We start from the raw sequence: 12,063 nt of genomic DNA, 5'->3' as shown, positions 1-12,063 counted from the left end.
CAGTGCTCACTTCCCGATCAGGCTCTCAAACCTTCTGTTGGCCTCCTCCCAGTCAGCTATCTGCCAGAATGCCTCAACGAACTTCGCCCTGTCGTTTCTGTAGTCCAGATAGTAAGCATGCTCCCATACGTCAAGAACCAGCAGCAGTCTGAACATGGGGCAGATATTGGTATTATGCTTCTCGATCTGCATTATTATAGGTCTTCTGGTCTGCATGCAGTACGCAAGCGCAGCCCAGCCGGAGCCCTCGACGCTCACAGCGGCTGCGGTGAACTCCTTCCTGAAACGCTCGAAAGAGCCGAACTCATCTTTTATCTCATCAGCCAGCGCGCCAACCGGGCCAACGCTTGGTGGTTTACGCATGTTTGCCCAGAAGAGGCTGTGCAGCAGGTGTCCTCCGATGTGGAAGGAGAGCTCCTTCAGCGTTGATTTCTGATCGATATCAGCTCCCTCTCTCCTCGCCTTATCTAGTTTCTCGAGAATGGCGTTCGCACCATTTACATACGCCAGATGGTGCTTGTCGTGATGTAGCTTCAGCTGCGCCTCAGAGATGTAGGGCTCCAGGTCTTTTGCGCCGTACGGCAGCTCGGGAAGTGTGTAGAACTTCTGTGTCATAAAAAATAATATGCACATGTCCTTGATTAACCCAGCGCCTGTGCTCAGCGCAGAGACCTGTACCCCTTTGCGAACTCGCAGTTGACCTCCACGACCTCTGCGTTGAAGCCTTTAAGCGAGTCGGGTACTGGCCCAAGGGCGTCAGCCTTATCCTGGGTGTCGATGACACTTCCGTGCGGCACAAAGCTTCCATCCTTCAGCTTAACACCCATCACAAGAGCCCTGTGGCCTATGAAGCATCTCTCCCCCACGGTGGACGCATGGACAACAGCGTTGAAACCGATGAAGCTCTCATCTCCGATTGTCATCGGGCCGTGGACCACAGCACCGTGTGCGACGCTTACTTTCTTTCCGAGCTTTATGGAGCTCCCCTTCAGCCCGTGGAATATCGCGCCGTCCTGGACGTTGCACTCCTCGCTTATGACTATCGGCGTCGCCTCATCCGCTCTTATAGACGCACATGGTCCGACGTAAACCCTCTCACCTATGCGGACGTCGCCTATCACAACAGCAGTCTCATCCACGTAGGCTGTGGTTGCCACTGAAGGCATCGATTCCTGACTGTTCCAGGATGTTCGCGGGTTCTTTCTGAGCATAAAATCCCTCCTGAAAAAGAATGTAATTTCAATGTTTAAAAGCGTTGACTCATGTGGTCGAGATGTGTCCGAAAATGTCCCCTACATCTAAGCAGTAAGGCCCAAATCTTCGGATTCAGCTCTTATTCGGACAAAGATCCTGTGGTCGAATCGTTTGAGAAGGCGAGTCCTGATGGGGGATAACAGGGCGCAAACTCCAATATTTCAGGACAGGAGATCACAACCAACAAGCTGTATTTGACTTTGCATCTTGGTTACCAGTCCGCTGGAGCAGAGGGTACCGGGGCGTTTTACCAGACCTTAAGATCGATCGCCTCTATTCTGACCCTCAGTCCCTCTGAGTGGACGACAACCCCTGAGTGGACCTTCTGCATCATGCAGTGTTCGGGCAGGAATCTCACAGTCCTTCCGACCTCGGGGATTCGCCCACGAACAACCTTTCCCTCAAAAGCAAGAACCATACATATGCCCAGCTCTCTATACTTCCCCCTCTCCCCGAAGAGCGGGCCGACGATGTGGACCCTTGCCACACCGTGATCGAACTCGATGACCCTTGCGAAGTGGGTTATCGGGCAGCCCAGAGGCCTGTACCTTATCAGGTCTCCGGCCTTCAGGGAGCAATCTTCCAGGGGATGTATATCCTCTACGCACGACCTCTCCCCATCGAGCGGCCCAAGCGAGAACTCCGCCTCCAGTCCATCCATGACGCCCACAATCCTCTCGCGAGATACACCTTTCTCGATAATCCTCCTGATCTCCTCACAGTGATCCCGGAAGCGATCCTGCGACATGTATGGACAGCGCGATAGATCCTCAATGGAGGAGAGATGCTCCGCGAAATCCCTGCAGCTCTTATACCCACACTCCCCGCAGTTGTAACCCGGAAGAAGCCTCTCCAGCATGCTCACTCCCCCACATATTCCACGAATCCATCGAGATGCCTCAGAACTCCGCGGTGGTGTTTCTTCGATACTCTGAGCTCGCCGGTGCAGAGCGTGCAGACCGCGAGAGGAGGATTGTGCCTCAGGAGCATCTCCCCGTCGATCTCTCTGGAATATTTTATGATATCTGCAAGCTCCCTTGACCCCTTCCCAGTCAAACCGTTCGCCTCCACGATCCTGCATTTGGGATTTACTTCGACAACCCTCTCCCGGAAGACCTCCCGCTCCGCCTGCGATACAAGATCACCTTTTGTCGCTACGACGACATCCGCTGTTGTGAGCAGTGGGCCGATCTTGAGTGGTGTGTTCGGTCCGGAGGTGACATCTATCACGCAGACAGCCAGAGCCCTGTCTGGATACGGGGCGCATCTCAGGCAGAGACCTGCAGTCTCGTTCAGGAGCACGTCCGCGCCCTGCGAGCTCGCCCAGGAGACCATCTCCTCTGTGTTGTATATCGAGTAGTGATCCGGGCACATGTCCCGCGCGAGACCGACGCGCACCGGCACACCCAGACGATTGATCCGCGCATCGTCCTCTGTCCAGAGACAGTCGATCTTTACCACCGCAGGCCTGATGCCCATCTCTTGAAGATTCTTCACGGTATGCATCAGGACAGATGTCTTCCCCGATCCTGGCGTTCCGGCAATGACCACCATCTTCAAATAACAGCCTCCGTCGCGCTCAGCACCTCCCCGCGCCTTATCGACTCTCTCAGTGAGAGAAGCCAGGTGTCCACTCTGAATAAAGAATCGCAGAAGCGCCTCTCCTCATCTGTGGTTTTTATGACATTAACCATCCCGCCGTTCCTCATGACGATCCTGCGCTCGGTCATGAGTGCGAGAAGTGGATCATGTGTAACAACCAGCACGATCTTGCCCTCTCCCGAGAGCAGCCTCAGAGCCTCCTTTTTTCTTATGCCAGCGTTCTCGATCTCGTCTATGAGGACGATGGGCGAGTCGCTTATGACTGCGATGTCAGCTACCATCAGCGCCCTGGACTGGCCTCCGCTCAGCTCTGTCAGGTTGTCATTTGCATGGACCGGCTCTCCTGTCAGTGTGTTCGTTATCTCCAGAACCTTGGAGAGCAGCCCCGGATCCCGTCCTCTGCTCCTGGCGTGCATGCAGATAAAATCACACACTTTCATGTCAGCCAGGAAATGCATGTTCTGGGACAGCTGGGCGACCGGCTTCTTTCTTGGATCGTGCCGCATCTCCGGATCCGGAGGAGAGCCATCGATCAGGACATAACGCCTGGATGATGTGTCGCCCTGGGCGAACTGCTCCAGGTCGGATATCAGAGAGCTCTTGCCCGAGCCCGTGGGCCCGACGATGCCTATAACCTCTCCGCTCGATACATCCACACTTCTAACGCGCTCTGGCAAACCATCTTTATCAAACCCGCCTTTTATCGTGATGATCATGCAAAGATCTCCTCTATCGATGATAATGCATCTTCTGAATCTCTGAGCCCGACCGTGAGATCGCATTTCAGCTTGACACGGCTGTGATCCTCGGCAAGGCGCTTCACGCCGCCGCCTGTTATATTCAGCAGAATATCATCATCATTCTCAACAAATCCGGATTCCACGGCATCGACAAGCGCTGCTACCGCAACCGATGCCGCCGGGAGTATATCGATCCCCTCGCTCATCTCGAAGAGCTTCTGAGCGCTGACAGCCCGGGAGTTGTCTATGCCGTAGATCCTCTCACCAGAAGAGATGACCGCATCCCTGACGCCGCCCGGAACCGCATAGGGCGGGTTTCTGTTGAACAGCACGTCATCGTGCATCCCCTCAGGGCAGCCGTATGCATCAAAATCAGATTCTTCAGAACCCATGCCATGCCACATATTATACACAGGTGCGCATGGGGTGTTCTGCGCCAGGTGGAGGCGCGGGAGTCGCTCTCCAAATCGGCCATCCTCAATGATGCGCATCGATGCCTCCCAAACCGCAATCCCTCCAGTGCCGCTCCCTATCGCCTGGAAGTAATGGTTCGGCAGGGAATTAAAGCGTCTCACATGATCGAGAAGCACTGTGCCCATGCCGTCCCTCCTCGCTATGTTCCTGGCGCCGCCCTCTGCCCTGAATCCACTTCGCGAGGATAAAACATCGGCGAGCTTTATCGCATCAGCGTAATCTCCCTTCACACCAACAACCAGCACCCTTCCAGGCTCGACGGTCGTCCAGATTCTGTCGAGTGAGGAGACCGGCACAAAAAGGATAAGTGGTTGATCTGTGATCGAGCAGACCTCGGCGAAAGCCCTTGCGGTGTTGCCTGCGGATGCAACCACCAGGGTCTCCCCGGCTTTTCTATCACGAAGCATCTGCATCGTCGGAGCTGCCTCTAGCTCCTTGAAGCTGCATGTTCTCATCAGAGCCCCACGCTCGGGCCAGTATCCGGAGAAGCTTATATACAGGCTATCCAGGCCCAGCTCAGCTGCGAGCCCGGAGCTCCTGTACGTCACAGATGATGCTCCAGTGCTTCGATTCCAGCCATCCACGGGCAGCCAGTCGATGAACGACCAGATACCCGGAAGCTTTCTGGGGTTGAATCTCCGCTCGATATAATCCGCCCTGGGAAGACCACCATCCAGAGGACATGAGGCTGCGCCGCCGATCAGCAAATTCCCACAGCCGGCACACCTCAGAGTGTACTCACCCATGCTTTGAGGTTGACCATTACGGCATATAATCTTTTCTGTTTTGTACAATTAGAATTCCTTATTGTGAAGTACAAAGACTAACTATTATCCAAAAGGGATGAATCATTGGTCGATGAGAATATCTAAGATGTATGTGTCCCGGTGCGGTTGTATGATGCTGGCAGTGGATGTTGGGGCGGGCACACAGGACATCCTTCTCTACAGAGAGGGTATGGAGCATGAAGGGTTGTACAAGATGGTCATGCCCAGTCAGACTGTGATGCTCGCGAAGAGGATTAGAAGTGCGACAGATCGCAGAAAGGATGTCTTTCTCCACGGATACACAATGGGCGGCGGGCCTCTGACTGCTGCGGTGAGGAGGCATATCGCCTCCGGTCTCAGAGTCTATGCAACAGAGGAGGCGGCCTTGAGCCTGCATGACAACCTCCAGCGGGTCAGATCGATGGGGGTAGAGATCACAGAGGATCCTCCCAAGGATTGTGTTGATCTCCAGACATGCGATGTGGATCTCATCGCTCTCAGAACCGCCTTCAGCTCGTTTGATGTTGATCTGCCTGAGGCAATCGCAGTTGCCGTACAGGATCACGGATTCTCGCCGGAGAGATCGAACAGGGCCACCAGATTCGATATCATAAGGGCGTCTCTAAAGAACGGCGGCCGGATCGAGGATTTCGTATACAGAGAACCCCCTGTGGTTCTGAGCAGAATGCGCGCTGTCTGGAGTTACCTGCACGATCAGGGTATGGATATCCTGTTGATGGACACAGGCCCGGCTGCGGTATTTGGCGCTCTTGAAGAGCCGAAGTGCAAAATGCCTGCGCTTGTTCTCAACATAGGGAATGGCCACACGATTGGGGCTCTGGTGGACGATAACAGGATCACGGCGATCTTCGAGCACCACACATCTGCGCTGGATCCTTTGAGGCTCAACTTTATATTGAGGAGGTTCTGTGCCGGAGAGCTCACGAACAGCGAGATCTTCGAGGATGGCGGCCACGGTGCTCATACAGAGTACGTTCCAGGTGAGGTGAGAACTGTTCTCGTTACAGGACCTAGAAGAAGGGAGTTTGTGAGGAGTGTGGATCTGGAGCTGATACAGGCTGCCCCCTGGGGGGACATGATGGTTACCGGATGTATCGGACTTGTAAAGGCATGGAGAGCGCTCGTGGGGTGAGGGGAATGGAGATAGGCAGGGGTGCTGAGGCTATACTCACCCGGGATGGGAATGTTGTGAGAAAGTGGCGGCTTCCGAAGAGCTATCGCATGAAGGAGCTCGATGAGCGGCTTCGCGCGGAGAGAACTGTCATGGAGGCGAGGATCATGGCAGAGGCCAGGCGTGCTGGAGTTCCGACTCCTATAATCAGGGATGTATCGAGGTTCGAGCTTGTGATGGAGTATGTGGATGGGAAAAAGCTCAGGGATATCATAACTCCGGAGCTTTCAGAGAGAGTTGGAGAGCTTGTTGGAAGGCTTCACAAGGCCGGCATTGTGCATGGGGATCTCACGACATCTAACATGTTATTAAAAGACAACCGGATATACTTCATCGATTTCGGCCTGGCCTACCACGACCAGAGCATCGAGGCGCAGGGTGTGGATGTTCATGTCTACTTCCAGACCCTGAGAAGCACGCATGATGACGCAGATGCTCTTATAGAATCGTTCAAGCGCGGCTACAGAAGAGCATACCAGCGCGCAGATGCTGTTCTCACCAGGGTCGAGGAGATACGATCCAGAGGAAGGTATCTGTGATCTCTTAATATCTCAGGCCCTGATTTTGAACCTGATTTTACAAAAAAGAGCTGGAGAGCGATAAGCTCTCCTCAGTTCCTCCTGGTGACGAGGTATGCGACTGCCAGGAGGCCAGTCACTGCGAAGACCGCCTCGAATCCGGGAGCGCCCTTCTCCTCAGCTGCGGGCTTTGCCTCTGCCTCTGCGGCAGGCTTCTCCTCAGCTGCGGGCTTCTCCTCAGCTGCAGGCTTCTCCTCGGTCACGTTGGTCGGGGCAACCTCCTCGACCTTCTTCTCCTCGACTACAGGCTTCTCCTCAGCTGCAGGCTTCTCCTCGACTACAGGTGCAGGAGCAGCGGCCTCAATGGTCGCCTCCTTGTATATGTAGAACCTGAGCGGGTTCTCCGCGTCTATGACGTCCTGATCAGCTGTCTTGATGTGGATGCCAGCCATCAGCGTCGTGTCCTTGTTCTTGTTCAGTGTTATGGCGTTGTCCTTGTTATCCATCTCGATTGTGTCCCTGGTGACGCTGGAGATTCTCATCTTGTCATACTCTGTGTCGACGGAGACGTCCATCGGCTGATCGGAGACCTGGAATATACCATCGACTGTGGCTATATCCTGGTCAGCGCCGCGGAATGCGTTCTTGAAGTGGACGCCGATTATGACGAGATCCTCAGTGTCGCCGATGTCCTTCTTGTAGTAGTATGTCTTGTCACTCATTGTGGCGCCATCCTTGGACGGGGAGACGACCTTTGTGTCGACGCTCTGTCCGTCCTTCATCAGCTCCACGTAGACCTTGTTGCCATCGACATCGATCGACTTGATCATGAGCTCGTAGCCATCAGCGAGCTTGAGCGGTGTGCCGGATGTGAACGTCCTCTCTGTATCATCATCGATCAGGACCTTCAGGAGCTGCTCATCGACGAGCGTGTTCGTGTCGGTGGACTGCTTGTAGAGCTCGGGATCGATCTCCACACCATCAACTGTGGGCTTATTCTCGCTGTAACCGGCGAAGTAATTCTCACCGAGGAATCCTATGGATCTGTACCAGCCCCAGTCCTCGAAATCGAAGTCGTTGTCCTGGGCTGTGGATGTGTACTTGACACCGTTGGGCTCCTCGAGCTTGTTCCCGGTGATGGTCATTGTGATCTGCTCGTTGCCGAGATCGTCATCGATGTCGTAGTAGAAGCCGGCGAAGGTCTTCGGGTCCCACGTGACCTGAGCACCATCAACGACCTGCTGAACAGCGCCGCGTATCTCGTATGTTCCGGGCTCTGTGACCTCCTTGTATATGTAGAACCTGAGCGGGTTCTCCGCGTCTATGACGTCCTGATCAGCTGTCTTGATGTGGATGCCAGCCATCAGCGTCGTGTCCTTGTTCTTGTTCAGTGTTATGGCGTTGTCCTTGTTATCCATCTCGATTGTGTCCCTGGTGACGCTGGAGATTCTCATCTTGTCATACTCTGTGTCGACGGAGACGTCCATCGGCTGATCGGAGACCTGGAATATACCATCGACTGTGGCTATATCCTGGTCAGCGCCGCGGAATGCGTTCTTGAAGTGGACGCCGATTATGACGAGATCCTCAGTGTCGCCGATGTCCTTCTTGTAGTAGTATGTCTTGTCACTCATTGTGGCGCCATCCTTGGACGGGGAGACGACCTTTGTGTCGACGCTCTGTCCGTCCTTCATCAGCTCCACGTAGACCTTGTTGCCATCGACATCGATCGACTTGATCATGAGCTCGTAGCCGTCAGCGAGCTTGAGCGGTGTGCCGGATGTGAACGTCCTCTCTGTATCATCATCGATCAGGACCTTCAGGAGCTGCTCATCGACGAGCGTGTTCGTGTCGGTGGACTGCTTGTAGAGCTCGGGATCGATCTCCACACCATCAACTGTGGGCTTATTCTCGCTGTAACCGGCGAAGTAATTCTCACCGAGGAATCCTATGGATCTGTACCAGCCCCAGTCCTCGAAATCGAAGTCGTTGTCCTGGGCTGTGGATGTGTACTTGACACCGTTGGGCTCCTCGAGCTTGTTCCCGGTGATGGTCATTGTGATCTGCTCGTTGCCGAGATCGTCATCGATGTCGTAGTAGAAGCCGGCGAAGTTCTGCGGAGTCCAGGTAACTGTTGCGCCATCCACAACCTCCTGAACAGCACCCCGGATCTCCACCTTATCGACTGCGCCGACTACCATCGCTGTCGCTAGTACCGCTACCAGCGCTGTAATCATTATTGCAGTCTTATTCATACTTTAACCTCCTATCTTCCCATATCGGATTAGTTTGCAACATACAGTCTGATTATTCTTAAAACTATTGCCCCAGCAAAGTCTGAAATATGCCATCTAGGGAATGCACTGCATATACCCCATGGCATCTATCTCGCAGACTTATAGCTTCATCACCCTCCATAAATTCCCCCTTTGATGGGAATTATAGCGTAGTGATAGAGTATTTCCCTATTATATCCTTTTTGGTCCTTGTACCGTGCTGTGCATATCGAACAGCAAGCTCCATTGATCCTGAACTCCACCGATGGTCTCCTGGAGTCATGTGCTCGTATCACTGAGATCATGACGCATACGGCCTTGTGGGAAAGCATCGAGATGTGGGGGCAGTTCTCAGTCTGATCAGCGTATCAGTGAGACCATGAATGCATGCGGCCTTGTGGGGGGGTCATGTGGTATCATGCAGGTGCACGCTGATTCCCGATTGCAGGATTCGTGAGGTGTTTTGTGAAGGGCGCTGGTCTCTGAGGGGCTGTTCCTGTGAAAACCGCATTCTACAGAAAAGCACCGGAATGGAGATCCTAGATCTCGTATTCGATGATTTGTGAAGATTCATGTGCTGAGTCATTCTACTCCAGTTGGGATCATCACTCTCATGTTTTCAGCAACTTGGAGGCCATGCAGGGAGGTTGCCTAATGCGCCCATCCGCTTGCCAGGCCTTCGACGCAGTCGAGGATAAGTCGAAACGAGCGCATAGCATGACTGCTGTCTCTTCGAGCAAGTCATCAGATGGATAAGAGCAGAGATCATATTATCTCCACGAATCCCAGATTTCGGAGAACAGGTTCTCGGTTGCATGGTATGCGATAGGGTTGAATGTTTTTGGTGCAAGTGATGCAAGCTGCGCTCTGGTTGACCGCATAACAAGAAAAGCATTTTAACGCCATGCAGATATACAACAGCTGTATGACATCCATCGTTTACCACCCCGTCTATCTCATGCACGAGACCCACGAGCACCCTGAGAGGAAGGAGCGACTGATAGCCATAATGGAGAGGATCGAGGCAGAGGGGTTGAATCCGAACAGAATCGAGCCCAGGCCCGCCTCCCTCGATAAGATCGAGGCCGTCCACTCGCGCCGCTACATCGAGCAGGTTAGGAGCATATGCGAGCGTGGGGGAGGCCGTCTCGATATAGACACGGTCCTCTCGAAGGACTCGTACGATGTCGCGCTCATGGCCGCGGGCGGCGTCTGCGCAGGCGTGGATCACGTCATGAAGAAACCGGATCCCGTGTTCGCTCTCGTCAGGCCGCCGGGACACCATGCGACCCCTCACAGGGGCATGGGCTTCTGTGTCTTCAACAACGTTGCGATAGGCGCGAGGTATGCTCAATCCCTTGGGCTGAAAAAGGTGCTCATAGTCGACTGGGATGTGCATCACGGCAACGGCACGCAGGCGATCTTCTACGAGGACAACAGCGTCCTGTACTTCTCCACCCACCAGCATCCGCACTACCCTGGCACCGGCAGGGTCACCGAGGTGGGCGATGGAAAGGGGAAGGGGTTCACGGTGAACGTCCCGCTGCCCCCCGGAATAGATGACAGCGGATACCTGGCTGTTTATAAAGAGATACTTGTGCCCGTAGCAGATGAATTCAGGCCAGAGATCGTCTTCGTGTCAGCGGGATTCGACCCGCACCAGATGGACCCGCTGGGAGGGATGCGCCTCACAGAGAACGGCTTCGGCGCTCTGGCAGGCCTGGTGAAGGATATAGCTGACAGGCACGCTGGAGGGCGGATTGTTGCAGCGCTTGAGGGCGGTTACCGCCTCGAGTCACTTTCAGAATCAGTCGTCTCTGTCCTCAGAGCCTTTCAGGGAGAGGTTCCTGATGTGATGCCTTTAAAGGATGCGCCGCTCACCCGCAGGATCGAGGAGGTAAGAAGCGTTCAGAAAGCGTACTGGAGGAGCCTCGCATGAGGCATATCAACAGACTCTGACTCTTTTATTTAGATACGCTGTGAGAAACTCCGCAAGACTCTCGTCCACGCCTTCAAGGATCTCGCGCTTTGATAGCGTTCTGATCCTGCCGGAGGAGAGGTGCTTTCCGAGAGAGATCTTGTGAACCTCTCCTTCGAGAAGATCCACAGCCTTTCTGTATCTCCTCGGTATCTCCACAACAAGCCTGCCATTATCAATGTACGGTCCAGACAGTGGAGATGTGTGGCCCTTCACGAACCTCGAGACGTGATCCGCCTCCCAGACCGGCGGACCAATGTGTATCCTTACAGACGGCAGCTCCCAGATCGAGAGCTCGAAGAGGAGGCGCGCCCGGACATCCTCTCCGCGAACTAGGTCCACATCGCTCCTGAGCACCTGAAACCCCTCTCTCTCGAGAAGGTTTTTGATAGATGCCTCTGCCTTTCTCATCTGGGGATAGAGGACATCATCAACCATGTCAGGGGCGTCGATCTCTAGGAGTATGAACTCCGTGCCCCTCCGCTCGATCTCAGCCCTGATCTCATCCGGGCTCATCGTGTGAGCCTCCAGCGGGAAGAAGAAGCTTATGTCGGGGGACCTGAGGAAGCATCTAGCTGCCGCGACGAACTGGAACATCCTGTCGAGGGTCAGGGCAGCGGCCACGTTTCTCTTCGGATCCACGGGATCTATGACCACCAGTGGCGCCATGATGTTCGCACCCGGTGCAAGATTTATCCTCGTTCCAGGACGCCAGGAGCTCGCGCCCTCCAGGACTCTTAGGAATGAGCCGTAGCGAATCACGAGAAGCTCTGCCAGATATCCGGAGAACCCGCCTGTTCTCAGATCCGAACCGTACACACCGACGCCCTTCATGAACTGTTTCAGCAGGAGAACCTCGTCCTCCAAACCCCTTATCCGCTCTGAGACGTAGCGCGAGTGGAATGGGGTTCTATCAACAGCGGATTTTATTTTAGATGGATCCCTGACGTCATAGCACGGCACGAGATCCACATCGAACCCATCGATCCGGGCATGAACGTAGGCGTGCTCCGCGTACCTCTCCTCGTGCACAGGCGCGATCTCCCTTGCGATCTCGAGGGCATCGCCCAGGTTCCCATCCTCCGGGACCGCGATGAATATATCGATGTCACGATCGCCAGAGAGCCATGTATTTCTGGCCGCGGATCCTACGAGAATCCCACGGCATGCCACGTTCCTTGCAGCTGCGATCTCCTCGACCCTGTGGAGGAGATCTGATGATATCCTCTCCAGCTGCCCCCGCTCCTCTTCCGATGGTTTTA

Annotated in this window: 11 protein-coding genes; 3 read left to right on the top strand and 8 right to left on the bottom strand. The window is 54.5% G+C overall.

Going from position 1 to position 12,063, the window contains the following annotated elements; all coding sequences use genetic code 11:
* Positions 1-6: 6 nt before the first annotated feature.
* From MTHE_RS03520 to MTHE_RS03495, 6 genes are all read right to left on the bottom strand, one after another.
* Positions 7-615, bottom strand: coding sequence for a superoxide dismutase (locus MTHE_RS03520; protein WP_175265744.1), 609 nt, complete (start codon positions 613-615; stop codon positions 7-9).
* A gap of 44 nt (positions 616-659) precedes the next feature.
* Positions 660-1,211 (bottom strand): gamma carbonic anhydrase family protein, encoded by a 552-nt coding sequence (locus tag MTHE_RS03515; RefSeq protein WP_011695870.1) that lies wholly within the window; start codon positions 1,209-1,211, stop codon positions 660-662.
* Positions 1,212-1,501: 290 nt separating this feature from the next.
* Entirely contained in the window at positions 1,502-2,113 is a 612-nt protein-coding gene (locus MTHE_RS03510) for a (Fe-S)-binding protein (RefSeq protein WP_011695869.1), read from the bottom strand.
* A gap of 2 nt (positions 2,114-2,115) precedes the next feature.
* Positions 2,116-2,814, bottom strand: coding sequence for a GTP-binding protein (locus MTHE_RS03505; RefSeq protein WP_011695868.1), 699 nt, complete (start codon positions 2,812-2,814; stop codon positions 2,116-2,118).
* The gene (locus MTHE_RS03500) at positions 2,811-3,572 is read right to left on the bottom strand and encodes an ATP-binding cassette domain-containing protein (protein WP_011695867.1); all 762 of its coding nucleotides are present in this window, start codon (positions 3,570-3,572) and stop codon (positions 2,811-2,813) included. Before MTHE_RS03500 ends, MTHE_RS03505 begins: the two co-directional genes overlap by 4 nt.
* Entirely contained in the window at positions 3,569-4,816 is a 1,248-nt protein-coding gene (locus tag MTHE_RS03495) for a cysteate synthase (RefSeq protein WP_175265743.1), read from the bottom strand. Before MTHE_RS03495 ends, MTHE_RS03500 begins: the two co-directional genes overlap by 4 nt.
* A 151-nt stretch (positions 4,817-4,967) precedes the next feature.
* Between MTHE_RS03495 and MTHE_RS03490 the strand changes: the two genes are divergently transcribed.
* Entirely contained in the window at positions 4,968-5,990 is a 1,023-nt protein-coding gene (locus MTHE_RS03490; RefSeq protein ID WP_011695865.1) for a DUF1786 domain-containing protein, read from the top strand.
* Positions 5,991-5,995: 5 nt separating this feature from the next.
* A complete protein-coding gene (locus tag MTHE_RS03485) occupies positions 5,996-6,568 on the top strand; it encodes a Kae1-associated kinase Bud32 (RefSeq protein ID WP_011695864.1) in 573 nt (190 codons plus the stop codon).
* 71 nt (positions 6,569-6,639) lie between these two features.
* Here MTHE_RS03485 and MTHE_RS03480 read toward each other — a convergent pair whose 3' ends face one another.
* A complete protein-coding gene (locus tag MTHE_RS03480) occupies positions 6,640-8,802 on the bottom strand; it encodes an S-layer protein domain-containing protein (protein ID WP_011695863.1) in 2,163 nt (720 codons plus the stop codon).
* A 946-nt stretch (positions 8,803-9,748) separates the two neighbouring features.
* Here MTHE_RS03480 and MTHE_RS03475 point away from each other — a divergent pair.
* The gene (locus tag MTHE_RS03475; RefSeq protein WP_175265742.1) at positions 9,749-10,762 is read left to right on the top strand and encodes a histone deacetylase family protein; all 1,014 of its coding nucleotides are present in this window, start codon (positions 9,749-9,751) and stop codon (positions 10,760-10,762) included.
* A 6-nt stretch (positions 10,763-10,768) separates the two neighbouring features.
* Here the strand turns inward: MTHE_RS03475 and cca are convergent, their stop codons facing one another.
* Entirely contained in the window at positions 10,769-12,025 is a 1,257-nt protein-coding gene (gene cca / locus MTHE_RS03470) for a CCA tRNA nucleotidyltransferase (RefSeq protein WP_268741203.1), read from the bottom strand.
* Positions 12,026-12,063: the final 38 nt, after the last annotated feature.

Origin of the sequence: Methanothrix thermoacetophila PT (assembly GCF_000014945.1) — an archaeon.
Classification (GTDB): Archaea; Halobacteriota; Methanosarcinia; order Methanotrichales; family Methanotrichaceae; genus Methanothrix_B; species Methanothrix_B thermoacetophila.
The sequence above is the reverse complement of the archived record's forward strand: the minus strand, read 5'-3'. Positions and strand labels throughout refer to the sequence as shown.

What these genes read in the sequence shown, in the direction of transcription:
- MTHE_RS03490 (WP_011695865.1), top strand. Translation starts at nt 4,968, where the DNA reads ATGATGCTGGCAGTGGATGTTGGGGCGGGCACACAGGACATCCTTCTC.
- MTHE_RS03500 (WP_011695867.1), bottom strand. Translation starts at nt 3,572, where the DNA reads ATGATCATCACGATAAAAGGCGGGTTTGATAAAGATGGTTTGCCAGAG.
- MTHE_RS03520 (WP_175265744.1), bottom strand. Translation starts at nt 615, where the DNA reads ATGACACAGAAGTTCTACACACTTCCCGAGCTGCCGTACGGCGCAAAA.
- MTHE_RS03485 (WP_011695864.1), top strand. Translation starts at nt 5,996, where the DNA reads ATGGAGATAGGCAGGGGTGCTGAGGCTATACTCACCCGGGATGGGAAT.
- MTHE_RS03495 (WP_175265743.1), bottom strand. Translation starts at nt 4,816, where the DNA reads ATGGGTGAGTACACTCTGAGGTGTGCCGGCTGTGGGAATTTGCTGATC.
- MTHE_RS03480 (WP_011695863.1), bottom strand. Translation starts at nt 8,802, where the DNA reads ATGAATAAGACTGCAATAATGATTACAGCGCTGGTAGCGGTACTAGCG.
- MTHE_RS03510 (WP_011695869.1), bottom strand. Translation starts at nt 2,113, where the DNA reads ATGCTGGAGAGGCTTCTTCCGGGTTACAACTGCGGGGAGTGTGGGTAT.
- MTHE_RS03475 (WP_175265742.1), top strand. Translation starts at nt 9,749, where the DNA reads ATGACATCCATCGTTTACCACCCCGTCTATCTCATGCACGAGACCCAC.
- MTHE_RS03515 (WP_011695870.1), bottom strand. Translation starts at nt 1,211, where the DNA reads ATGCTCAGAAAGAACCCGCGAACATCCTGGAACAGTCAGGAATCGATG.